The following is a 23430-nucleotide window of genomic DNA, read 5'->3' on the forward strand; positions in this document are numbered from 1 at the left end:
GCGGTGGCGGGCGCGGCGGTGGCCGGCGGTGGCGGGCGCGGCGGTGGCCGGCGTTAATAAATTTGGCGAGGAGAACCGACATGAAAACGTCCGTCCGGAGTCTTGTTCTACGTTCGCTGCTCGGGGCCGGAATGATCTTGAGCATTGGCGCGGGTTCCGCAAATTTTGCCAGCGCGCAGGAGGTGCACAGGCTCGAGGATTACGTGGCCAAAAAAGGTCCGCCGCTTTTCGATGATCCCTCGGCGGCTGTGGACGCGTTCAAGTCAGTCCTGGCAAAGGATGATTTCGATGGACTGGCCGTACTGCTTGGGCTGGATGCCGCAAAGCTGAGGACAAGTGAAGGCGTGATGGATACCTACACGCAGATCCGGCAAGGCGCTGCGAAGACGGTGATAGTGCGTGATCTTGGCGACCGCAAGGAACTCGACATTGGCGACAAGCTATGGACGCTGCCATTCCCCATCGCCAAGGGCAAGGACGGCAAGTGGGCTTTCGATACCCAGGCTGGCATCGAAGAGATCATCAACCGGCGTGTCGGGGAAAATGAGATCACGGCGATCGAAACGGTTCGCGCCTATGTGGAAGCTCAGCGTGACTACGCTTCAGAGGACCGCGACGGCGATGGCGTGCTGGAATACGCCCAGAAGCTGATCAGCAGCGAGGGCCGAGCCGACGGGCTATATTGGCCGTCCGACGAGACCAATGGCGTCAGTCCGGCAGGCGATTTCATCAACCAGGCGGCTCTCGACAAGGCGAAGAAAGGCAATGGCTATTTTGGGTATCGCTTCCGCATCCTGACCGGCCAAGGCGCGAATATCGCCGGTGGCACCTACAACTATATCATCAACGGCAACATGATCGCGGGTTTCGGGCTGGTGGCCTGGCCTGTGAAATATGCCGAAACGGGCGTCAAAACCTTTGTGGTCAATCAGCAAGGTATCGTCTACGAGGCCGATCTGGGCCCGAAGACGGAGGCTTTGGCCGGCTCGATAAAGCAATTCAATCCCGACGACAAATGGCAGGTGACAGGTGACTAGCCCGGTTCGGAAACGGTGATCCCATCGCCAATGCCAACCTCGTCGGCAGAGGCGCCTTCATGATCAACCCGAATGGGTGGTTCACGACCCTAGTGACACAGCAGTTCAAATATTGCCCGCCACTAAATCGGCCGATCAAGTGCGACGTGTTGACGTCGTTCGCCGCCGTCATTGCTGTTCTTGCCGTGGGTGGTTCGGCTTTGGCAGCCAGCGTGGTTAACAAGGACAGCAAGATCCGAACGTTGATCGTGACGGAAGGCGGTAGCAAGACGAAGCTTGCACTGCATGCCGGCGAGACCGTGGAATTCTGCCCGAACGGCTGTTTCGTCACCTGGCCCAATGGTGACCTCGAGGCCCTGACCGGGTCGGAAACGATCGAGATTTCGGGTGGCGTCGCCCGCATCAAGTAAAGTCGGCGGCATGGCTTGCAGCGGCCGGGTACTCGACGACCTCTTCGTTGAATGCCTCGCTGTTTAGTTAGGAGCGGACCGGCGGCGCGCAGCCAGGCGAAATGTTGAGACGCGGGGCCTAGCAGTTGCGCAAAAGAACGGATTCCGGTACTTGGTTGGTGGTGTGGAGCAGCGTGCCGATCGGATCTTGGGTGCCACTGTCGAGGCAATCATTGTCAACTGACTTCGATTGGCAACAAGCAGTATCCGAGGCGGCTTGTTGACGTTGCACACGTGAGGGGGACGTTTTGGAAGCCGGCTTTGCAGGCGAGTTCAAATTCATGTGTATCCCCCGTGCGTTGCTGGCATTCGCACTGATCGGCCTGTCTGGCGGTTGCGCATCTCGTCCAACGAATGTGTTGTTGCCCGTAGCCGATACATCTCCGGCATCCAGCAAGGTGGAGATGCTGGTGACGACGACCCGCGCGCGCTCCACCAATCCGGCCGAGATGTATACGGGCGAACGCGGGATAGCTCCTTCATTCGCGGACGTTACGGTGTCGATCCCACCAGCGTCGGTGCGCAAGGTCGGCGAGGTCGCCTGGCCCAAGAAGCTGCCCTCAAACCCGGCAACCGATTTCGCGGTGGTGAAAGCCGAAGAGTTAACACGGGATGGCGCGAAGGAATGGCTGCACGCCACTGTCAGGAAGAGCCCGGACCACAGCGTGCTGGTATTCGTCCATGGCTTCAACAACCGCTTCGAAGATTCCCTTTATCGCTTTGCGCAGATCGCTCACGACACAGGCACCGACAGCGCTCCGATCCTGGTCACATGGCCTTCCCGAGGCAGTACGCTGGCCTATGGCTACGATCGCGAAAGCACGAATTACACGCGAGATGCGCTTGAGACGCTGTTCCAATACCTCGCTCGCGATCCTGAAGTGAAAGAGGTTTCGATCCTCGCCCATTCGATGGGCAACTGGCTTGCGTTGGAATCCTTGCGCCAGATGGCCATCCGCAATGGCGGACTGCCGGCGAAGTTCAAGAACGTCATGCTGGCCGCGCCTGACGTCGATGTCGACGTGTTTCGCACACAGATTGCCGACATGGGCAAACAGCACCCCCAGTTCACCCTCTTTGTCTCGCAGGATGACCGGGCGCTCGCATTTTCGCGACGGGTCTGGGGCAACATCCCCCGGCTCGGCTCTATCAATCCGGAAGAGGCTCCATACAAGGAAGAACTTTCAAGCAACAATGTAACCGTCATCGACCTGACGAAGGTCAAGTCCGGAGACAGTTTGAATCACGGCAAGTTCGCCTCGTCTCCGCAGATCGTCCAGTTGATTGGAGCGCGGATGGCTGCTGGCCAGACCCTGACAGACAGCAGGGTGGGCCTTGGCGACACGATCGTGCAAGCGACGACCGGCGCGGCGGCTGCGGCTGGCAGTGCTGCAGGGTTGGTGATTTCGGCACCCGTTGCAGTGGTCGATCAGAACACCAGAGAAAACTACGGCAACGAGGTCGAGAATTTGACCGGCTCTCGAAGGACACAGGCCAACAAGGGCTGTACTTTGCCAGCGACCTCCACGAAAGGTTGTAAGAAGTAATTGTTCCAGGCTAGGGCCGGCAACAAAGCTTTATGGATGCTCCATCTCGAAGTTGGTTCCAGCGCCCGTGAGAATGGCATTCGGACGGCAGCAAGCGACTCCGGCCGCCCCTGAAGAGACGCCTCTGTTGGTACCGTAGGGCTGGAAGGGGAAATGATGCGTCGCATCGCTCAAATCTCGTTCGCCATTATCTTGTCGCTCGCCATTGCCGCCGTAGCTGCCTGGGCCGGATTTGCCATGTGGTATCGCCTGCCTGCGGGAGAGCTCGGCCGGGCTGCGGCCTGCGCCCTTTTCATCTTGTTCGGCCTCGGCACGATCATCGCGCTGTTCAGCCGTTTTCGCTTCCGGGCGCTCGTCCTGTTTCTCGCCGCGTTTGCTGCGGTTCTGGTCTGGTGGAGCACCATCAAGCCTTTGGGCGACGCCGACTGGGCGCCCGATGTCGCCCGTCAGGTAACCGGGACGCGCGATGGAAACCTGTTAACCCTGAAAGACGTGCGTGATTTCGAATGGCGCAGCGACACCGATTTCACCGAACGTTGGACAACCCGAACCTACGACCTTTCCACGGTTCAGACCGCCGACCTCTTCATGTCCTATTGGGCTGGACCGAAAATGGCCCATGTCATCATGAGCTTTGGCTTCTCGGGCGGTGAATATCTTGCTTGGTCCATTGAGGTGCGGCGCCGTGTAGGTGGCGAGTTTTCGCCCATAGCGGATCTGTTCAAGAGCAATCCCTTGGTTATTATCGCGGCCGACGAGCGAGACGTGGTCGGTGTCAGGTCAAATGTTCGGGGAGAGGACGTCCAGATCTATCGCCTGAAAGCATCGCCTGACGCGGCCCGGACGCTTCTGCTGGAATACGTCTCGGACGCAAATGCGCTTTCCACGAAGCCTGCATTCTACAATTCGATCACGACGAACTGCACGACGACGATCGTCAAGATGATGCGAGCAGTCGGCGACGTGGTTCCATTCGACTGGCGGCTCATTGTTAACGGCTATCTTCCTGATTATGCGTACGACCGCGGTGCGCTCGATACCCGCTTGCCATTGTCGACCTTGCGGGAGGTGGCCCACATAGACGACCGTGCGCGGAAGTCGGGCCTTTCACCGGATTTTTCGAGATTGATCCGGGTTGGTGTGCCGTCTCCAGGCCTTGGCAGTTGATCTGGGAAGGGGCTCGCAGGTGGGCAAGCTGGTCGAGCGGCGCAGTTGTTATTTTGCATCGCCGAAGACGTGAGCCATTCAGCGCTTCCTCGCGGCGCTGCCTCTCAGTCAGCGATGGAATGTCGCCCAAACTTCTCTCAACACGCCCGCTCCGCTACGATGAAACACACCCGTCGAATGGGCCATTGTCGTTTGCATACTTGCTTACGGCGAGGCGTCAAATCGAGAGCTGAATGAGATGTTGGTTTTCTAAGAATCGAGCCAGAAGAAAGCCACTGTAAACGCCTGATAGACATCTCCAATCAGGCCTATCTCATAGGCGCGGTCGTTGCGCTCTGGGGCGACAAGTTCAGTGCGCTCGGACCCCGCGCGCGGGCAACAGGTCCGGACAGAAAAGAAGCTTGAATTGTGCGACGGTCGGGTGCTGGATAGCGAGACAGCGGCCTTGACTGCCGGAACTGGCTTCCGAGGCGCTGAAGAGGGGGAAATCGTGGACAAGACAGCGGATACGGACGTTACTTCGTTGATCTCGGGCTTCGAACAGCTCGCCGATCGTTTCGTCTCCGGACTGTTCGCGCGGGTTTCCGCTTTGGGCAACGTCCCCGTCGAGCTTGAAAACCTGAGGGCCTCGCTTGCAGCCGGGGGAACATCTCTTCTTGGGCTCCTGTTCGAGATTGTGTTGGTCGTTGCGCTCGTCGCCGGCGTGTACATCCAGCTTGCCCGGCGGTTCGCGAAGGCGAGTGCGACAAGCAGTGCATCGCGCAGATTCTTCGCGGGCGTGGCGGCTATTGTAGTGGCGCTGGTGATCGGCTTCATTGCTGCGCGGCTGCTGGCCGGTTCTGGCGTGCCTTTGCAAACCCTTCACCTTTGGACGGTGGTGACCGTGCTCGGCTTCGTCATTCTCGCCGCCGTCAGATCACTGTTGATGGCATCGCGGCGATCCGAGTTCGCGCAGGAGCGCTCCGCCCATCTGGCAGCGCTCGTGCGCGACCTCTCGCTTGCCATTGGCTTGGCGATCATCGGCACAACGCTGATCGCGACGTTGCGGCTCTGGACCGTCGGGCCGGCCTTGGGGGATCTGCTGCGAACAGGCTTCGCAATTCCGATCTACGTTCTGTTTGCATGGGCCGTATGGCGGCACAGACGCACAATGGCAGTCGCCGTCGCCGGTCCGCGCCCCAGAAGCCGCTGGCGCAACCGTCTCGCCAAAGTGTGGCCGGCAATCGTGATCGCGTTCCTGATAATCACCTTTCTCACCACTCAGGCCGCGCTGACCATGGGAGCATCACTTCGTGGGTCGGCCGTTTTGCTGACCGGGTTGATATTTCTCGCCGCACCACATCTCGACGCAATGATCGGGAACTGGGCGCAACGCGGATTGGAGTCTCCTGACATCTCGATCTTGGCAGCGGCAGGGCGACAGACCGCCCGCTTCACCGTTGTGGCTATCATGATTGCCATGCTGGGAACGCTGTGGGCGACACCGCTGGCTGCCGGGTTCGGCATAGATCTGCGAGAGGTCGTCAAGGGCGCATCCGGTGTGGCGCTGATCATGTTGGTGGCGGCGTTTCTGTGGAACGTGGTCGGCGCAGTGTCGGTTCGCGCCTTGCGCGCGGAGTTGCCCGCCGCAGGTGATGACGAGGAGGCGCTGGGTGCGCCGCGTTCACGGTTGGGCACGCTGGTGCCGCTGATCAGCGCGGTCGGCAAATCGAGCATTGTGGCCTTGGCGCTGCTCTCGATCCTGGTGTCGATCGGGGTCAATGTCTGGCCGCTGATCGCCGGCTTGAGCGTGTTCGGGCTGGCCATCGGCTTCGGCTCGCAGACGCTGGTGAAGGACCTGGTCTCCGGGCTGTTTTTCCTGATCGACGATGCATTCCGCTTCGGCGAATATATCGAAACGTCGGGCGCCAAGGGGACCGTGGAAAAAATCTCGGTCCGGTCGGTTTCGCTGCGCCATCAGCGCGGTGCCTTGGCGACAATCCCCTATGGCGAGATTGGCAAGATCCAGAATTTCAGCCGCGACTGGATGATCGAGAAACTGACCTTTCGCGTTGCATTCGACACCGATGTCGAAAAAGTCCGCAAGATTTTCAAGAAGATCGGCCAGGATATGTCAGCCAACCCGGAACTTGCCGCAGATATGCTCGAGCCGTTCAAGAGCCAAGGAATTGGCGAAGTCGAGGACGGCACGCTGGTCATCCGGGCCAAATTCAAGGCGAAAGCGGGCAGACATTTCATGATCCGCCGCGCCGCTTTGATCGCCGTGCACCAGGCATTTCAGGAAAACGGCATTAAGGCCGTCCCAAAGCCACTGACATCTAATCCCGGAGCAGCCTGATCTTGGACAGGCGGAAAGGCCTTACCGCGCTGTGAGCGTGACCGGCGACCAAGCGGGCTCGTCGCTTTGAAGCGTGTCTCTGAAGGGACCTCGCCAAAAATCCTTTTATAGAACGCCGCAAACCTCCCGAGATCGGTGAACCCTTGATCAAGGGCAGCTTGCGTAACGCCGACACAGGTCGGGTTCGCGCTGCTTAGCACGCGATGAACGTCCGATAAGCGCCTCAGGCGCAGGTAGGCGACCGGACCTATCCCCAGGGTATGCTGAAAGGCACGGTGGAGAGTGCGCCGTGATACCATGAGAGATGAGCACAATTCCGAGATATGCACCGGACGATCGATTTCGATGCTGTCGACAAAATCCTCGACATCGCGGACCAATTTCGCGCCAGAGCAATGCCGTTCGTCGCTCTCGTTCGACACCTCATCGACAATGCCTGTGATGAAGGCTTCGACAAGAGATCGCTGGAAATAGCGTATCCCTGCTTCATCGTCAGGGACTAAACCCTCACGCAATTGCGAAACCATTTCCCCAATCTCACGGCGAGCAGATGCCCGCAGGGACGGTGACCGGTGGAACCTCGAGATCTTGGTCCAGAACTGCGGGTCCTGCAGAACCGGCTCACCTGCCGCGAAGGCAGCAAGTGCGTCTTCGCTGAGTGTGATTGTCGCGTAGCGGGAGTGACCGGTAAAACGCCCCTCTTGCTCGACCGATTTGGGAAACACGATGACGTCGCCAGGAACGACGTCGTAGTCCCATTGCGTGACCGCACCGCTGCTCTCCAGCATCATGCCGATTGTCACCAAGTGCTGATTCATCACGCCACGTGCGCGGATATCCGGTCCAAAATCGCCAGTGCTTAGAGACAGCGCACCGATCTGCGCATGCATCAAATGGCCGTCAAATATGCCCGGCGCCAATTGGACGATCTTCAAATCCGCACCACGCACCGCCTCTCGAAGATCTTCCGCGGTCTGAAGCTTGACGGTGTGGACGTTGAGCGCAACGGAATTCATCCGACCAGCCGAACTGGCAGGCAAAGACTGACCGCTGCAATCGCCAGGCTGCCTCTCCTCAGAAGCGTCATTGACCATGGGATGATCCGCGAGACCCTCCCCCCGCGCTATAAGTATAGCAGCTCGCGGCGCAAGCGTACCGTGAAAAATTACCGATGGTTAAGTTTAGAATCGAATGTACTTGCCAACGATCCTGCCAAACGAAGGGTGGCTTCTTGCTTCTCAAAATAACGGGAAAATCAGAATATGCCGAAACTTGACGTTTTTCAGCGAAAAGAGGCAGCCAAGTCGCCTGTTCGCCGTCTACCCGATCACCGCTGGCACAAACTGCATAGCGTCAACAACAGCAGCGGTTTAGCCTGAGACGCTGGAATGCAGCACGCGAGCTGTCAAAAAGATCCGAGGAGCGTGCAGTGGAAGCCAACCACGAGGGTGATATCGATTCGGGTCGATATTTAGCAGTCTCTTATACGCAAGCTCACGAAGAACTCGAAGCGATCCTTTCAGACCCTCAGTTTCAATGTTCCGAGCGCAACAGAAAGTTCTTGCGCTTTGTTTCCGAAGAGCTTTTCGCGGGACGCGAGAGCGCGCTCAAGGCATACTCCATAGCCGTTGACGTCTTCGGCCGTCCGCCGTCCTTCGACGCTTCGACCGATCCGATCGTCCGAATCGAAGCAACCCGGCTTCGAGCGGCTCTCGCCCGCTACTATGAACTATACGGGTCGGACCGAGAGATCAGCATCGAACTCCCGAAAGGCAGGTATGTGCCAGTGTTTTCCCGGCACATCCGGGAGGACCCTGAGGGGAGCGATCACCTTGGTCGCGCGCAATCTCGTCCCCGGGTTGTCGCGACCAGATCAGATCAACGTCGAATGATGAGGCGAAAAGCCATCGTCGCCCTGAGAAGGACGGGCCTCGCTGGAGTGGCCTTGTCCTGCGTCGCGCTGTTTTTTGGCTACAATCTGCTCAGTGGTCTGAACACCATGACCATTTCGGAAAGGCCGTCGGTCGCCGTCGATCTGCAATTGGACGGTGTCAACGATCACGAAGCAATCGCCCTGCGTGACTTGCTGATGAGCGCGCTTTCAGACTTCAGTACGCTAAGGCTTTCAGCGCCCGACGCCTACACGTCAAGTACCGCCGAAGGCACCCCCGCTGCCTTGCCTGGTAGCCGTTATCGACTGATCCTGAAGTACAGCTCGGATTCGGTCCAGAAGTCGGTCTGGTGGCAGGTCGTCGACCAGCAGACAGGGGAAGCGATTCAATCCGAGAAAGAGCGCGTTCACGTCGATACCGCCTCGTCGGCCGACCCGGCCGAATTGCTGGTTTCCCGGCTGGCTGCACGCATCGCGTCGTTGGATGGAGCGATCAACACCGTCGAGGCTAACCGGGACCTGGAACATCCTACGCTGGGCAATGGTTGCGTCCTACGGGCCAACCGCGCGTTGGGGATGCAGACGCCGCAAGTCTTGGAGCAAGCGAGGCAATGCCTCGAGCGGACGTTGCGGCAGCGCCCGTACGATGCCGATGCCCATGCGATGCTGGTCCCGATACTCCTGTCGATCGATCAGCCAGATGCGTCGACCGACCTGACCGCGGCCGCTCACGAACATGCCGATCGTGCAGTGGCGCTGGCCCCGGAATCCTCCCGCAGCTTCACCGCCAAGATGATGGCGGAGTTTCGGGCAGGCCACGTCGAAGCAGCGGTATCCGCGGGGCGCAGGGCAATTACGCTCAACCCTTACAACACCAAGGTGGCAGCTACATTCGCCCGTATTCTCTACGCCACCGGCGAGCGGGACGAGGGGATAAGGCTTGCAAACGAGGCCCTGAAGGTCGACGGGTTGCCGCTACCGGACGCTGAGTGGACGCTGGCGTTCGACGCCTATCGCCAGGGACAACTGGGTGACGTGTTGCTCCGCCTGAAGCGCGAGGCCAACGGATGCTATCTCACCGACCTGTTGTTGACGGCAACGCTGGGACGCTTGGGGCGAGAGGGAGATGCATCCGCAATCATCTCCGACATACGTAAAGAGCGCCCCGATTTCGAGCAGAATTTCCATTCCGATATGTCTCGCCGTCACCTTGATCCGCAGTTGACCCACGGAGCTTGCACAAGGCCTCCAACTCGCCGGCCTTCGCCTCCAGTAGGGCTTATGGCCGTCTAAAGCGCGCTGCGTTGAAACGGATTCCGGCGACGCGCCTTGCATGTCGTTGCCCCAAACCGGGCCGCTTTTGGGCGACATGCATTAGAGCAATTCCAGGAAAAGTGTGAAACGGTTTTCCGTCCGGAATTGCGTCAAAACAAAGAGATAGAGCGGTTCGGCGTTTCCGTGAAACGGTGAACCGCTCTAGGTCATTGCCATCTTTCTGGCTTCGCTCTCCTGCTGGAGTTCGCGAGCCTCCCGTTGATCGCGCTCGAGGAAGAAATTGAGGAATGTGCGGATCACGGCAATCGCCGCTAGGCGGCCTACGTCGTCCCAACTCGGCGCGACGGAGGTCTCGATGATATCGGCGGCAAGCTGGAATGTAAGGCCGGCGATCAGCCATCTGGCATGACGCATCCACACCGCGCGAATGGCGTAGTGCCCGTCCGGATGGCTGAGCATCACCCTGACACCGTTTACGAAGGCCTCGAGCGTCCCTGCCAGGATCAGGACCAGGGCCAGAAGATCGATGATCGGGGCGCTGAGTTCAGCCAGCTGGTTCAGCCATTGTGCAACGATCATGGGTTGCCGCCCCTGGTGACGCGGACAATGCAGCGGAAACCAAGATGGGAAATCGACGTGTCGACGGGCTGTGCCATGCGTGCCGCGGGACGATAGCGCCGGCAATAGTTTGGCGCGCAGAGATGCGAACCGCCCTTGGTCACCTTGCGCGGGATTTTCACGTCCGGTTGGCGCGGGTCGTAGCTTGCCTCGCGCGAGGCGCCGCGCGGGTTTTCCGCTGTGCAGCACGGGCTGTCGATCCTGCCGTGCTCCTGATACCAGTCAGTCGTCCACTGCCAGACGTTGCCGGCCATGTCGAAAAGACCGAAGCCATTGGGCGGGAACGAGCCCACTGGCGCCGTGTATTCGTAACCATCGTCCAGCGTGTTGCGATAGGGAAACTCGCCCTGCCAGGTATTGGCCATGTGCTGGCCACCGGGCGTGAGTTCATTGCCCCATGCGTAGTCGGCGCCTTCGAGGCCGCCGCGCGCCGCAAACTCCCATTCGGCTTCGGTCGGCAACTCCTTGCCTGCCCAGCGTGCATAAGCCTCGACATCCTCATGGGCGACATGCACCACCGGGTGATCGGCCAGCTTCTTGATCGAGCTGGCGGGGCCTCTCGGATGGCGCCAGTTGGCGCCGTGCACATAGACCCACCAGTTGTAGTGGTTGCGCATGTCGACTGGTCCGGCCGGCTTCTTGAACATGGTCGAGGACGGCGAAAGCATGTCCGGCAAGGCGCCTGGGTAATTGTCCGGGTTGGCCGGCTTTTCGGCCAGCGTGATGTAGCCCGTCGCGGCGACGAACTTTTCGAAATCGCCATTGGTCACGGTAAATCGGTCCATCCAGAAACCGTCGACTTTCACGCGATGGGCCGGCGCCTCCTCGGGATAGAATTTGTCGGAGCCCATCAGAAACGAACCGCCTGGTATCCAGATCATGCCGTCCGTCGGTGAATCGACAGACTGTGGGATCGTCTCCGGTTTTTCGACCAGCAGGTCATCAGCTCTTGCGACTTCGTCCATCCGTCAACCTCCTTGCGCCTTCGTCACGGACAGGCCGCGGCTGTCGATTGTGCCGGCGACAGGGCTGCCGGATTTGGGCTTCTGCTGAATGAACTCGCCTCGTTCGTCCGCTGCCGTCACCGCAGCGACCAGAAGATGCCTCCAGGCGTCGATCCCGGACAATTGCCGGCGGCGACGAAGAAGCATCGCAATCATTCAATCATCCGGCTTTTCCGGCAAATTCTCAACAGCTCCGTCACAATGCGGTCTTTGACTGCGTTGCTGCGCGGACACGCTTGCGCCAGTTCACGTAAGGAATGCATAGGATCGCGCTAACGATCAGATGCCAGAGTACCACGGCCATGGCGGCCTTCTCGTCGGGAAAGGTTGCGTGGGCGATCGCGATGGCCACTCCAGGATGACGCGTTGCGGTGGCGAGGGCCAGCACGGTTCTGTTGTCGGCCTCCGGACCCCCAAGACCGTGACCGACAAGGACGCCAACCACGACAAAGAAAGCCAGCGCGGCAAGCGATCCATTGCCGACCATCGCCGCCATGGCCGGCCAGATCCTGATGAGCACCGGAATGAAGGCCGCGACCAGCAGGATCGTTGCAAATAGAGACAGCGGGTGCGCTAGGCGGGATGCGAGGGCGGGAGCGAACTGGCGGACGAGTAGCCCGATGATGAGCGGCAGGACAATGCCTATCGCCACGATCGATACGATCTGGCTGGCCGGCACGGCGATCCCGAACCCGAATGTGCGACCGATGAGAGCGATACCCAACGGCACGATGACGACGGAAAGTGCAGCCATGGTAACGAGCAGGCTGGCCGTGTAGGAAACCGAGCCGCCGGCCTTGGTTTGTTTGCCGGGTAGGACCGGTGGCACCGGCGACAAAGCGAGCGCCACCAAGGCGAGCTTGACTGCCGGGTTGAGGGCAAACAGCGCATCCATCGCGATCGCCAGCAAAACCATGATGACGTTCATGGAAAGCAGGGATCTGGCAAAAAGCCCCGGCTGCCGCAACAAGTATGCCGCATCCCGCCAGCTTGCCTGGAGCCCAAGCGCGAACACCATCAGCCCCATCGAGAGGTTGATGGCCATGGGAATGAGCTGCGCGATCGTCATAGTGCTCCCTCAGTCCCGGGCCATCGCGGCGGCGAACTTCCGCTCCAGATCGAGATACACGTCATCGGCGACGTCGAAGACGACCTTGACCACCCGCCCGTTTGCGAACGGGAACTGCGGCTTGTATTCGCTGCTGACGGCATCGCCGCCATCGTAGCCGACGCAAAGCCCCTCGCCGCAGAGGATGTAACGGCCCGTCTGGGTGCGGAAGGGCGCGTGCGCGACCGGCTCCTCATCGACGTAGAGCGTCATCTGGCCCAGGGTCTCGAGCTGTTTGGTGATCCGTTCCTTGACGAACTCGACGCCGACAATGTGCTTGCCCAGCTTGGGCGCTTCGACAACCAGCCGCTGTTCGGGCGGGATGCCGAGGAAGTTGTAGACGTAGAACAGCTTGCCACCCTTGACGAATAGCGAATAGCCGCCGAAGCGCGAGCCTTGCGCCACGATCACGCCCTGACTGTTGCCGGTGAACTCGACCTCGGCCAGTATCTTGAACGACACGGCAAGCGTCGGAGCCGCCGCTGCCTCGGGCACCTCGGTTGTGCCCGGATAATAGACGTATCGGTTCCGTTTTGGCGCGTGGTATTCGGCGGCGTGCATGGCCGCCACGCCGAGATCTATGAGCGGCAGCACGTTGTTCTTGTTGGCCTCCGATAGCCAGAGGTCGGTCAGTTCCTTCAGCTTCTCGGGATGCTGGGCGGCCAGGTCGCGGGCCTCCGAGCGGTCTGCGTCGGTGTGGAAGAGCTGCCAGACGTCCTTGTCGAAATGGCCCTGGTCCGAAGGGAGCGGCGCGTGGACGGCGGCGGCCTTCCATCCTTTCGACCAGATGCCGCGAGTGCCGCACATCTCATAGTACTGCGTCTCCTTGGTGGTCGGCGCCTTGGCGTCATCGAAGGTGTAGGCCATCGAAACGCCGGCCAACGGCGACTGCTTCACACCGTCGATCGCCTCGGGCATCTTCACGCCGCAGGCCTCCAGGATCGTCGGTACGATGTCGGTGCAATGATGGTACTGGTGGCGCACCTCGCCTTTGGCCTTGATCCCCTTGGGCCAATGGATGACCAGCGGATCGCAGGTGCCGCCGGCGTACGAGGCATAGCGCTTGAACATCTTGTATGGCGTCGAGAAAGCTGTCGCCCAGCCGGTAGGATAGTGGTTGTAGGTGTCGGGCGATCCCAGCTTGTCGATCATGGCAAGGTTGCGGTTCACATCATCCGGGAAGCCGTTGAAGAACAGGTTTTCGTTGACGGAGCCGCTGGGGCTGCCTTCACCCGAGGCGCCGTTATCGGCGCAGTAGAAGATCAGCGTGTTGTCGAGCTGTCCCGATTCCTCGAGGTAGTCGACCAGCCGGCCGATCTGGACGTCGGTGTATTCCGAAAAGGCGGCATAGACTTCGGCCATGCGGCTGAACAGGCGCTTCTCGTCGGCATTAAGAGTGTTCCAGGGCCGCACCATGTCGCCCTCGGCGGCGATCTCCGGTGGCATCGGATTGGTGGGCGTCAGCTCAGTGTCGGCCGGCAGGATACCGCGCTCGATCATCCGCTTCAGAACCCACTTGCGGTAGGCCTCGTAGCCGTCGTCGAACCTGCCCTTGTACTTGTCGATGAAGTCTTGCGGCGCGTGATGCGGCGCATGGTTCGCGCCGGGGCAGTACCACATGTACCAGGGCTTCCCTGGGTCGGCTTGGCGGGAGTCACGGATGAATCCGATAGCCTTGTCGGCGATATCCTTCGAAAAATGGTATCCGTCTTCTGGTTGGCTGGGCTGGTCGACGAAGTGGTTGTCCTCGATCAGTTCGGGATACCATTGGTTCGTCTCGCCGCCGATGAAGCCGTAGAAGCGGTCATAGCCGAGGCCGAGCGGCCACTTCTTCTTCGAGGCGCTCATCCCGAACGCGTCGACCGGCACGTTGTGGTTCTTGCCGATCCAGAAGGTGCTCCAGCCCGCGTCGCGCAGGATGCTGGCGATCGTGCCGTTTTCCAGCGGGATATGCCCGTTGTAGCCGGGGAAGCCCGTGGCAGCTTCGGAGATGGTGCCAAAGCCGTTGGCATGGTGGTTGCGGCCGGTCAGGAAGCAAGAGCGTGTCGGCGAACAGACCGCCGTCGTGTGCCACTGCGTGTAGGTGAGCCCGTTCTTCGCCAGCCGGTCGAGCGTCGGCATCTCGATGCGTCCACCATAGGGCGACCAGGCTGCCTGGCCGGTGTCGTCGTAGAGGATGACGAGGACGTTGGGGGCATCCTTGGGTGCCCGGTTGTCGAGGAAGGCGTCCCAATCCGCCTTGGAATCGCGGACGTCGAGCGCGATCTTGCCCTTGAATGAACGTGTCATTGCTCTCCTCCTTCTTCGTGTCTTGCCGTCCTACTGCCGTTCCACCGCAGGCGGCGTCCAGGAGCCATCGATGACCGCGGTTTTTGGCCAATAGGCGCGCAGGAAGAGCGAGAAGTCGGCACCTTTCGGCGCAGGAAGCCAATTGGCCCGCTGCACAGGGTCCGAGGGTGTATCGGATTGAACGATGATCGTCAGCGACCCGTCGGCGGCAAGCTTGAGATCCGCGTTCTTGGTGCCGACCGAGTATCGTTTGATAGCGTTCGGCGCAAAGAAATGGTGTTCGTTGTAGAGCGTCAGCGACCAAAAGCCCTTCACGGGCGGCGTTTGGTCCTTCGGAAAAGTTACAGTATATTTTTTGCTTCCGTTCAGACGCCCGCCGTCCGCATCGAGGTCTTGATAATAATACTTCGTCTCGTTCGGTGCATTGACGAAGATGTTGGATTTCGCGACGGCAGTCCGCGTAAAATAGTCCGTGCCGAATGCTGCGTTGTTGGATGTCGTCGACCAATTGAACGGGAGTTGGATCCCCCAGTTGCGGAATTCGAACAGGGGAGCGACAAGCTCGGTATCGGCCCTGGCCGCCTCATCGTCCATCGCCTTTCGCAGACCCGTGTCGACCTTTGCCGCCTGCAGCACCGCCAGGACCTGGGCGTAGCGAGCCTCTTCGCCGGGAAGCGGAAGAGCATCGGCGAGCGCACCTGGCAATGCGTCGAAGAACGTTGCGGGCGGTACCCATGGCGTTTCCTTATCGCCACCCTCCGCGTCGACATGCGGAATGCGTTTCCAGTCGACAGTTTTCATGGTGCCGTCGAATTCGCTGAGCGGGTAGATGTTTATCTGGTTGATGACCGGCTGAATCGCTGCCCGGTCCTCAACGGTGTCGTCCATGAACACACGGGGGATCACGTAGCCGGTCGTCGTGGTGCATCGAAACACCTTCGCGATGCCCTTGGGTACCTCACCCTGCCAGCCCGGGCCGACGAACAAGTAGAAGCCGGGCTGACTCGCATACATCTTGCCCAGGCTTGCGAAACTGTCGGTTCGTGAATTGACGATCTGGTAGACCCAGAAGCGATTGCCGAAATCTGGCACCTGTATCACCGCCGGTGAAAGATCCAGCGCCAGCGGCCCGCCGCCATAGACGACATCCTGGTTCGGGCAGGCTACCAGCCGCTCGTCGGGCGCGATGTAGTCCGTAATCATCGATAGCCGGTTGAGTGGCGCGGCCGGAGCGCCGCCTGAGATCAGCGGCTGCGGGATCTCTGCGTTTATCGCGCGGCGGTTCATGACATTGACCAGCGGCCAAGCCCAGAGAAAGGCATCCCTCGCGACGGTTCGCGCGTATTGCTCGGTGATCTTCACTCTCGCGTCAGGGCCAGAGGGCATCGCCATGGCCCAGTTCGGCGAGGGCGGCAAGGGTTGCGGGTTCAACCCGGCAGCATCCGCTTCGGACGATCTGACCGGGGCCTTCGCGTGTGGAGCAGTTTGACGCGTCATCCTTCCCTCCTGGTTCAGCCGGTATTTGTGACGGCGCCGAAGATCGCAGGATTGTTATTTGGCCGCCTTCGGCTCCGGGAATGTCCACTTTCCGTCCAAAATCTCGGCTCGCGGGCGGTAGAGCCGCACGGTGTAATTCCAGCCCCTCATGATCGGCAGGCAATTGGCGATCTTGCCGTCACAGCCGCCGAACTGGACAGAGATTGCGCCGTCGTCGCCCTTCTTGGCCGTGAGGTTGTTCAGCGAGTAGGCGTTGTATTGATTCTTCTCGTAATAGCCTTCGGCATTGTAGAGGCTCACCGACCAGAAGCCGTCGACGGGCACATCCTTGACATCAAGTCTGTAAACGGTTGTGCCGTCATTGTTGGCCGGGGTGATGTTGAGATAGGTGGCATCCTTGTCCGGATTTCCACCCCATGCTGCCGCACTGCCAACGAGGTGGCGGACAGGGTCGACGTCTCCCTTCTTGCCGAATGCACCCTTGAAGTCTGGCATCGTGGTGGCAAGAACCAGCAGTGCGTCGCGCACCTTTTTCTGGCTCGCCTGATCCCACGCCGGACTTTCGAAGCTGCCGGCCTTGGCCTGCTCGGCCTTTATCGCATCCTGCAGGGCATGCACTTTCGTCACGTCGTCGGGATTGGCTGGATCGACCAGTGTGCGGATCCCGGCCAGCACATAGCGCGTGCCGACCGTCTCCTTGTCGAGCATATTGCTGCCGCCACCATAGACGACTTGCGGCACATAGTGGTCCTCGTTGACGATCATCAGCGACATGAACCGGTCTCCGGCGTCGGGCAGCGTGATCGTCACAGGACCGGCGTCGAGGTCGAAAACGGCGGACGAATAAAGCGTGTCACGATTCGCGCGAACAACGGCCTGATGCTCGATCTGCATCGGCTCGCGGCGATGCAGGAACTTGCCTATCCCACCTGCGTCCTTGATCGCACTGCCGAAATAGAGATCGGTTTCGGCGCGAACGAAATTGTCGACGGTGACCGGTACGGCATCCGCTGCTCGCGCTTGCAAGCCGGCTAACGAACCAAGCGCGGGGAACGAGAGTGCCGTGGCAATTGTGAAAGCCCGTATTGTCATGTGAGTGTCCTCACTTTGTCTTCTCGATATCCGGCAGCACCCATGTCTTGTCGAACAGCGGTTTTTCCGGGCCGTAGAGGCGGAAGAGGACTTCGAATTTTCCTTTGGCGCTGGTGGGCACCCAGTTTGACTCCTTGCCCTTCGGAGCCTTGGGGCCGAAGAACACGTCCACCGAGCCATCGGCATTTTTCTGGATATCCGTGTTCTGCGACGAACGGCTCGACCACTTCTGGTCACGGATCAGCGCGTGGGTCGCCCGGTCGTAGGCGGTCGCCGACCAGTACTGGCTCACCGGCGCCTTCGCCGGCACGGTCAGGCGATAGGTTTTGGCGCCATCGAACTGCTTGCCGCCCGCGTCCCTGAACGTCATCAGGTAAAACTGGCCGGCGCCCAGATGCTTGGCGCTGAAGAATCCCATCGAGTAGGCCACTCCGCGCCCCTCCGTGGGATAGGCGCCCGGCTTGGCAAATTGTGTCGACATGCCTTCGATGACGGCGGGCGTGGCGGGCACCGCCCAGTGGGCGCTGTCGTAATAGGTGGCCGCGAACAACTGCTCGTAGCGCATGTCGAGATAGGCGTGGGCTTCCTGTGCCGCTGCCTTCAGGGTCGTTTGGGTCCCGGCGTCGGGCGCGAACGGCTTGCCTTTTTCGATGCCAATCGACTTGAGCATGTCGATCATCGCCTTGTCTCGCTCCAGCCACGGCTCGTATTGCACCATGCGGTCGAGCGACTTGTAGAAGTCGATGTCATAGGGGATCGTGGCATCGAAGACGACGTCGATCGCATCGACGAATTCGGTCGGCGGGGGATTGCTGGCCTCCGAGAGCGGGTAAAGCTTGACCCGCCTCCCGTACTCGACCGCCTTTGCGACATCGGCTGCGCTGCCACTTTTGAGGATGGAGCGAAGCAGCGCATAGCTCTGGTAGGTGTTCGATGGCAGCGCGATGTAGCCGTCGGGCGCCTTGTCCTTGTAGCCCGGCGGCAGGATCAGATATTTGCCGCCCTTGCCCTTGTCGACGCCGGCCGGCCCGACATCTTCGAGAGCCGCCTGCCAGGCATCGTCGATGCTGCCGGTTATCGAGCCGCCTTCCGCAGGCGGGATTTCGAGGACGACCGGGCCAACATCCTTGGTATCGATGAAGGGCATCAGGTAGATGGAATCCGGGTTCGGTGTGAGCGTCTGGTTCTTCCAGTCCGGCAGACGGGACCAATAGACGATCTGGTTGACCTTGCCTTTGGTCTTGGTGAGCATCTCCTGCAGCATCAGGTCGTAATTGACGGCCGGAATGCCCCAGATGACCGCCTCGACGGCACGGCGTTCGATCGTGCGCGCGGCGAGTTGCTCCGAAGTCCACACCTTCGCGGCGCTGGGATCGGTCACGGACATTGAAAGACCGAAAGCGAAAGCGCCTGCGAGCAGATGTCTGAAGGTCATGGCGTTCTCCGTCTGTGATTCCGCGGTTCGGCAGACGCCGGCGGCAGGCGTGCGCCTGCCGCCGGAGCACATGCTTTAGTGCCCGCTGTTGAAGCTCTCCGCCATCTTCGCGAGCGCCTGGTCAAGCGTGAAGCTCGCCGCTTTCTGGCGTGGAGGGTAGTCCTTGAACGATGCAAGGAACGGCTGGACGACCGCTTGCGCCGCCATAATCATGTAGCCCTTGGACATGTACCAATCGAAGTAAGTGTTCGAGGTAACGTCCGCTCGCTCATACGGATCTGTCCTCAGGTTGAAAAGTTTGGGACAGCGCAGGACGACCAGCGGATCCATCCACAGGCGCAACGTGCCTTCGGTCCGCTGTTCCATGAACACGACCTTCCAGTTCTTGAAGCGCACTGCCACGAGGCTGCCGTCGTCGTCGAAATAGACGAGGCCATGGCGCGGGCTCTCCACGCCTTTCTTCGTCAGGAAATCGAAAAGGTTGTAACCATCGATATGGACTTTGAACGTCTTGTCGCCGGCCTTGTGGCCCTTGAGCAGCTTGTTCGGGATGTCGGCATCGCCGGCGATCGCGCAGAAGGTCGGCAGCCAGTCGTGGTGCTGGACAATGTCGTTGGTCACCTCGCCTGCCGGAACCTTGCCGGGCCAGCGAACGATGAGCGGCACGCGGAAGGCGCCTTCCCAATTGGTGTCCTTCTCCGAGCGGAACATCGTCATGCCGGCATCCGGCCATGAGTTCATATGTGGGCCGTTGTCGGTCGAGTACATGACGAAGGTGTCGTCGGCGATGCCGAGCTCGTCGAGATAGTCGAGCATTTCTCCGACGTTCTTGTCGTGGTCGATCATCGTGTCGTGATAGGGCGACTGGTCTGGCCCTGCCTGCCCCAGGCTCTCGGGCTTGGTGTGGGTGCGAAGATGCATGTGGGTGAAGTTGAGCCACATGAAAAACGGCTTGCCGGCATCATTCTGGCGTTTGATGAAGTCCTTCGCCTTGGCCGCGATTTCGTCGTCGACGGTCTCCATGCGTTTGCGCGTCAGTGGACCGGTATCAGTAATTTTCTGCTTGCCGATGCGGCCCCAGCGCGGTTGCTCGGTGGGGTCGTCCTTGTCCGTCGCCCAGCAATGCAGCAAGCCGCGCGGGCCGAATTTTTCCTTGAACCGCGGGTCCTTCGGATAGTTCGGATCTTCCGGATCTTCCTCGGCGTTGAGGTGGTAGAGATTGCCGAAGAATTCGTCGAAGCCATGCGCTGTCGGCAGATATTTGTTCATGTCGCCCAGATGGTTCTTGCCGAACTGCCCCGTTGCATAGCCGAGCGGCTTGAGAACTTCCGCAATAGTCGGATCTTCGGCCTGCAGGCCGACATCGGCGCCCGGCAGGCCGACTTTTGAAAGACCTGTGCGATAGACGCTCTGCCCGGTGATGAAGGACGAGCGACCGGCGGTGCAGGACTGTTCGCCATAGGCGTCGGTGAACATCAAGCCTTCCTTGGCGAGGCGGTCGATGTTGGGCGTCTTGTAGCCCATCAATCCGTGCGTGTAGCAACTCAGATTGGCCGTGCCGATATCGTCGCCCCATATGACGAGGATGTTCGGCTTGCCGGTCTTTGGTGATTTCGCCATCCTGTTTCTCCTTGGTTACCGCTGTCTCAGTGGCATGATCGCGAATGGCTGAAGCGCCTTTTCACGGGATCACGTGCAGCCATTTCAAAATCCGCGTGACGATGCCCTGCTCTTCCTTCTGGATTGATCGGAGTGTTTTCAAAGTGTCGGCAATGTCGTGGAGAGCCTTACGGTTCTCGGCGCAGCGCGATGATGCGGGGAGTTTCCATCTCAAGGTTGTCCATCCTTTCTCATGCCGCTGAGGCGTCCGTGAACGGACCGACGTTGAAAACCATGCTGCTGATGGCGACGAGACCGATCAGCAACAGGATCACTGCCGTTATCAGAGTGAATGAGACGGGATATCCGCTTTGGGCATGGATCAGACCGGCATCGCGCATCGCATCGCGTTCGCGGCGCAATCCGGCCATGAAAAGCACGTGATAGATGATGCCGACGACCAGCATCAGGATGCCGAGCAGGACCAGCGTCACCCCGAAATTGCGCGGTGCGGCGGCGTGAGCGAGCGTGCCTGCGTCTCGCAGCTTCTGGAACACCTGGAAGATGGTGAAGCCAAAACTGATCAGGGATAGCGCGGTGCGGATCACCGACATCAGCGTGCGGTCGGCGCTCATGCGGGTGCGCTGGAACGACATGCCGGTTCGGCGCGACGACAGCTCGACGGAGATGCTATCGGAGCCGGATTTTCCGGTTACGGGTGCAACGCTCATTGCAGGGTCCTGCGAACGGGGCAGTGTCGAAGTCGACCCGCACTCTCGGGTCGCGGCGCAGGATTTCGAAGTACGTTACGGTAACGATACGTGCGGGAAGGGCCGAACTGCTGGATTTCTGATTGTTCAGGCAGAGCCTCCGATCACTCCGCCGTCGGATCGGCCTTCAGGATCGTTCCGAGCTGATCGGGTGCCGGGGTTTTCCCCTTTCCCTCCATCATCGCAATGGGAGCGGTGACCGTCGTTGCCGCGACCTTGCCGACCGTCCCCACCGTGCCCGCAATCATCATGCCCAGTCCGTCGCCAAGGCCCGTTCTCGAGTCGGTCAGGATCTGGCCGGAGGCCAGTTGAGATCCCAGCAACGCCACGATTTCAGGACTCTCGGCAAACTTGCTGTGATTCAAGCGATCGTCCGTCTTTACATTGGTCAGGTCGATGACCGTTATTCCCGCCGCTTGCAGCTTCGACTTGTACGGCTCTTTTGACGGATCAATTTGGCCCACCCGGTCGACATCGCCTGAAATCAGACGCGAGATCGCAAGCGCCCGGTCGTCGCGCGAGATCATGATGGTGAATTTCGGCTTCTTGGGCCCGAGTTCTGTCCACTGGCGACCGAAGACATCCACATCAAGGTCGGGAGATGCAAGAACTACATTCCTGATCTTGGGAGAGACCTGGCCGTCCTGCAGGGCCATTTGCCTCAGCCCCTCCATGGCGAGCCAGGTTCCCATCGAATGGGCCATGACGGTAATGTCCGTGACGGTGCGATCATTGGCCAAAGCCTTCAATGCTCGCTCGAAGGCGGTGCGGGAAAAGTTGGTGCTTTCCTTGTCGTAATTGTAATCCAGGACGCTCGCGCGCGATGGCCAGGTGAAGAGAATGGGCGTGACCTTCGCCCCCGAGTCATGGACAAATTGGGCGAAGCGAAAAACAGAATCCTCATAGCGGTTGTTGAAGCCATGGACGAAGACGAGCACATGACCGCTCGGATTGTGAGAGTGCAGCCAGTCGCCGGCTTGCGGGATTGAAAGGTTCTTCGCGGCGACGACCGCGAATTCCTTTTGGGGATTTGGCGGCAGCTTTTTCGGCCACTCGACCGTGCCGGATACACGGTTCGGCGGAATTGAAATGGTCAGGTCGGTCAAGGAAAGTGTCGGGCTGCGCTCGCCCGTGAACAGCGTTGCAGGATCGCCCGAAGGTTTGCGGCTGGTCGCCACCAACATCGTTACATCAGATGCCGACGCCGAGCGCATATTCGCGGCTACCGGCGCCAGAACGCCTTCAGGCCCCCCTCCGCACGCCGTCAGCGTGAGCAGGCACAAAGCCGCGACAATTTTGCTAACCCGCTTGCACATTGACTAGCACTTGGTTTTGTCCCGCCGCTCAGAATTTCCCGGAAATGTCGAAGAATACCGCGTCGCCCTTCATGCGGTTTTCGACCTCGACCTCATGGGCCCACCTCAAGGTGAAATCGACCTCGGTTTTCTCTCCGAACTTGGCCTTGTATTTGACCAGCGGCCCGAGCGCGATCGAGCGGCCCCTGAATCCATCGTGGGTGTCGGCGAACGCGCCCCGATCGTCTTCGATTTGGTCCAGGAAGCCCGCGATCGCCCCCACGGACAGGTTCTCCGTTACGGCCTTTGTGACCGAAAGATCGAGGTGGGCCATCGCACCGCTGTAGTAATCGGTGTCCGGGTTCGTGGTGTTGATGTCCACGCCGAATTTGGCGGAAAGGTCCAGCCCGTGTTGCGGGATGAGATAGGTGAATCCGATCGCCGGCGTGAACGTCCAGTAGTTGAGGCCGATGAAGGCAAGGTCCCCTTCCTTCCATTCGCCGGTCGGTGCGGTGATCGTCAGGGATGCCGACAGCCAGGTGTTCATGGCATCGTTGTGCCACCCAAACACGAGCGGCGCGAAAGCGATGTCGCCGAGCCCGGTGACATGCTGATCCGCCCCCAGCGGGCCGACCGCGGCAGTGGCCCCGGTCCAGCCCAGGGGGACGGCAAGCTGGACGGCGTAGGTCCAGTTTCCTGGCAAGTGCAACTCGGGCACGTAAACCCCTGCCAGAATCGCGGCATAAATATCGCCGGTGAGACCCACCGCGACCGAGCCTTTGCCGAATGGAACCTGGCCATCTGCTTCGCCATGGTAGTAGATGTTGGACATTGCCCAATAGCCGGCGCCCGGCGTGGGCGGCACAATACCCGCACCGGGACTCGCGAAGGCGCCGGGGATATAGCGTCCGGCAACGGCCTCGGTCGCATTTGCTTGTCCTGTGGGAGCGAATGCCACAAGAACAGCTGTCGCGGTAAATAGCCAGGCAGATGATCTTGCTTCAGTCATCGTCTCCCTC

The 23430-nt window shown here is 60.1% G+C and carries 19 protein-coding genes; 6 read left to right on the plus strand and 13 right to left on the minus strand.

Features of this window, described 5'->3' with window-relative positions:
- Positions 1 to 80 precede the first annotated feature (80 nt).
- The 5 genes from AC1D2G_RS21910 (at position 81) to AC1D2G_RS21930 (ending at position 6538) form a co-directional block, all read left to right on the plus strand.
- Positions 81 to 1037, plus strand: coding sequence for a DUF2950 domain-containing protein (locus AC1D2G_RS21910; RefSeq protein ID WP_477416567.1), 957 nt, complete (start codon positions 81 to 83; stop codon positions 1035 to 1037).
- Positions 1038 to 1183: 146 nt separating this feature from the next.
- Positions 1184 to 1447 carry a hypothetical protein gene (locus AC1D2G_RS21915; RefSeq protein WP_457155351.1) on the plus strand — a complete coding sequence of 88 codons (264 nt, stop codon included), beginning with the start codon at positions 1184 to 1186 and terminating at the stop codon, positions 1445 to 1447.
- Between the two features lie 320 nt (positions 1448 to 1767).
- Entirely contained in the window at positions 1768 to 3033 is a 1266-nt protein-coding gene (locus tag AC1D2G_RS21920; RefSeq protein ID WP_477228451.1) for an alpha/beta hydrolase, read from the plus strand.
- A gap of 153 nt (positions 3034 to 3186) precedes the next feature.
- Positions 3187 to 4200, plus strand: coding sequence for an Lnb N-terminal periplasmic domain-containing protein (locus AC1D2G_RS21925; RefSeq protein WP_457154178.1), 1014 nt, complete (start codon positions 3187 to 3189; stop codon positions 4198 to 4200).
- Positions 4201 to 4552: 352 nt separating this feature from the next.
- Positions 4553 to 6538 (plus strand): mechanosensitive ion channel domain-containing protein, encoded by a 1986-nt coding sequence (locus AC1D2G_RS21930; RefSeq protein ID WP_477416569.1) that lies wholly within the window; start codon positions 4553 to 4555, stop codon positions 6536 to 6538.
- Here the strand turns inward: AC1D2G_RS21930 and AC1D2G_RS21935 are convergent.
- Positions 6478 to 7632 carry a helix-turn-helix domain-containing protein gene (locus AC1D2G_RS21935; RefSeq protein ID WP_477416571.1) on the minus strand — a complete coding sequence of 385 codons (1155 nt, stop codon included), beginning with the start codon at positions 7630 to 7632 and terminating at the stop codon, positions 6478 to 6480. The genes AC1D2G_RS21930 and AC1D2G_RS21935 overlap by 61 nt on opposite strands.
- A 335-nt stretch (positions 7633 to 7967) precedes the next feature.
- On the opposite strand from AC1D2G_RS21935, the gene AC1D2G_RS21940 reads away from it, so the two are divergent.
- Entirely contained in the window at positions 7968 to 9722 is a 1755-nt protein-coding gene (locus AC1D2G_RS21940) for a tetratricopeptide repeat protein (RefSeq protein WP_477416573.1), read from the plus strand.
- 183 nt (positions 9723 to 9905) lie between these two features.
- Here AC1D2G_RS21940 and AC1D2G_RS21945 read toward each other — a convergent pair whose 3' ends face one another.
- The 12 genes from AC1D2G_RS21945 to AC1D2G_RS22000 form a co-directional block, all read right to left on the minus strand.
- The gene (locus AC1D2G_RS21945; RefSeq protein WP_095089161.1) at positions 9906 to 10283 is read right to left on the minus strand and encodes a DUF1622 domain-containing protein; all 378 of its coding nucleotides are present in this window, start codon (positions 10281 to 10283) and stop codon (positions 9906 to 9908) included.
- Positions 10280 to 11203: a formylglycine-generating enzyme family protein gene (locus AC1D2G_RS21950; protein WP_477416815.1), complete on the minus strand. Its 924-nt coding sequence runs from the start codon at positions 11201 to 11203 to the stop codon at positions 10280 to 10282. The genes AC1D2G_RS21945 and AC1D2G_RS21950 overlap by 4 nt, the downstream gene beginning before the upstream one ends.
- A gap of 87 nt (positions 11204 to 11290) precedes the next feature.
- Positions 11291 to 11482 carry a hypothetical protein gene (locus AC1D2G_RS21955; RefSeq protein ID WP_477416575.1) on the minus strand — a complete coding sequence of 64 codons (192 nt, stop codon included), beginning with the start codon at positions 11480 to 11482 and terminating at the stop codon, positions 11291 to 11293.
- A 40-nt stretch (positions 11483 to 11522) separates the two neighbouring features.
- A complete protein-coding gene (locus AC1D2G_RS21960; RefSeq protein WP_477416577.1) occupies positions 11523 to 12395 on the minus strand; it encodes a bile acid:sodium symporter family protein in 873 nt (290 codons plus the stop codon).
- A 9-nt stretch (positions 12396 to 12404) separates the two neighbouring features.
- The gene (locus tag AC1D2G_RS21965) at positions 12405 to 14723 is read right to left on the minus strand and encodes an arylsulfatase (RefSeq protein ID WP_477416579.1); all 2319 of its coding nucleotides are present in this window, start codon (positions 14721 to 14723) and stop codon (positions 12405 to 12407) included.
- 30 nt (positions 14724 to 14753) lie between these two features.
- A complete protein-coding gene (locus AC1D2G_RS21970; RefSeq protein WP_477416580.1) occupies positions 14754 to 16085 on the minus strand; it encodes a DUF1254 domain-containing protein in 1332 nt (443 codons plus the stop codon).
- A gap of 189 nt (positions 16086 to 16274) precedes the next feature.
- Positions 16275 to 17312 (minus strand): DUF1254 domain-containing protein, encoded by a 1038-nt coding sequence (locus AC1D2G_RS21975; protein ID WP_477416582.1) that lies wholly within the window; start codon positions 17310 to 17312, stop codon positions 16275 to 16277.
- Between the two features lie 10 nt (positions 17313 to 17322).
- Complete coding sequence (locus AC1D2G_RS21980; RefSeq protein WP_477416584.1) at positions 17323 to 18747, minus strand: DUF1254 domain-containing protein; 1425 nt, start codon at positions 18745 to 18747, stop codon at positions 17323 to 17325.
- 75 nt (positions 18748 to 18822) lie between these two features.
- A complete protein-coding gene (locus AC1D2G_RS21985) occupies positions 18823 to 20367 on the minus strand; it encodes an arylsulfatase (protein WP_457153600.1) in 1545 nt (514 codons plus the stop codon).
- 230 nt (positions 20368 to 20597) lie between these two features.
- On the minus strand, positions 20598 to 21077 hold the full coding sequence (locus tag AC1D2G_RS21990; protein WP_477299857.1) for a YidH family protein: 480 nt from the start codon (positions 21075 to 21077) through the stop codon (positions 20598 to 20600).
- A gap of 143 nt (positions 21078 to 21220) precedes the next feature.
- Complete coding sequence (locus AC1D2G_RS21995; RefSeq protein WP_477416586.1) at positions 21221 to 22432, minus strand: alpha/beta hydrolase; 1212 nt, start codon at positions 22430 to 22432, stop codon at positions 21221 to 21223.
- Positions 22433 to 22460: 28 nt separating this feature from the next.
- Complete coding sequence (locus AC1D2G_RS22000; protein WP_477416588.1) at positions 22461 to 23420, minus strand: SphA family protein; 960 nt, start codon at positions 23418 to 23420, stop codon at positions 22461 to 22463.
- Between the last annotated feature and the right edge of the window lie 10 nt (positions 23421 to 23430).

Source organism: Mesorhizobium sp. P2_C7 (assembly GCF_056404515.1).

What these genes read in the sequence shown, in the direction of transcription:
- AC1D2G_RS21985 (WP_457153600.1), bottom strand. Translation starts at nt 20,367, where the DNA reads ATGGCGAAATCACCAAAGACCGGCAAGCCGAACATCCTCGTCATATGG.
- AC1D2G_RS21945 (WP_095089161.1), bottom strand. Translation starts at nt 10,283, where the DNA reads ATGATCGTTGCACAATGGCTGAACCAGCTGGCTGAACTCAGCGCCCCG.
- AC1D2G_RS21975 (WP_477416582.1), bottom strand. Translation starts at nt 17,312, where the DNA reads ATGACAATACGGGCTTTCACAATTGCCACGGCACTCTCGTTCCCCGCG.
- AC1D2G_RS21990 (WP_477299857.1), bottom strand. Translation starts at nt 21,077, where the DNA reads ATGAGCGTTGCACCCGTAACCGGAAAATCCGGCTCCGATAGCATCTCC.
- AC1D2G_RS21995 (WP_477416586.1), bottom strand. Translation starts at nt 22,432, where the DNA reads ATGTGCAAGCGGGTTAGCAAAATTGTCGCGGCTTTGTGCCTGCTCACG.
- AC1D2G_RS21950 (WP_477416815.1), bottom strand. Translation starts at nt 11,203, where the DNA reads ATGATCTGGATACCAGGCGGTTCGTTTCTGATGGGCTCCGACAAATTC.
- AC1D2G_RS21960 (WP_477416577.1), bottom strand. Translation starts at nt 12,395, where the DNA reads ATGACGATCGCGCAGCTCATTCCCATGGCCATCAACCTCTCGATGGGG.
- AC1D2G_RS21980 (WP_477416584.1), bottom strand. Translation starts at nt 18,747, where the DNA reads ATGACCTTCAGACATCTGCTCGCAGGCGCTTTCGCTTTCGGTCTTTCA.
- AC1D2G_RS21910 (WP_477416567.1), top strand. Translation starts at nt 81, where the DNA reads ATGAAAACGTCCGTCCGGAGTCTTGTTCTACGTTCGCTGCTCGGGGCC.
- AC1D2G_RS21920 (WP_477228451.1), top strand. Translation starts at nt 1,768, where the DNA reads ATGTGTATCCCCCGTGCGTTGCTGGCATTCGCACTGATCGGCCTGTCT.
- AC1D2G_RS22000 (WP_477416588.1), bottom strand. Translation starts at nt 23,420, where the DNA reads ATGACTGAAGCAAGATCATCTGCCTGGCTATTTACCGCGACAGCTGTT.
- AC1D2G_RS21965 (WP_477416579.1), bottom strand. Translation starts at nt 14,723, where the DNA reads ATGACACGTTCATTCAAGGGCAAGATCGCGCTCGACGTCCGCGATTCC.
- AC1D2G_RS21925 (WP_457154178.1), top strand. Translation starts at nt 3,187, where the DNA reads ATGATGCGTCGCATCGCTCAAATCTCGTTCGCCATTATCTTGTCGCTC.
- AC1D2G_RS21935 (WP_477416571.1), bottom strand. Translation starts at nt 7,632, where the DNA reads ATGGTCAATGACGCTTCTGAGGAGAGGCAGCCTGGCGATTGCAGCGGT.
- AC1D2G_RS21955 (WP_477416575.1), bottom strand. Translation starts at nt 11,482, where the DNA reads ATGATTGCGATGCTTCTTCGTCGCCGCCGGCAATTGTCCGGGATCGAC.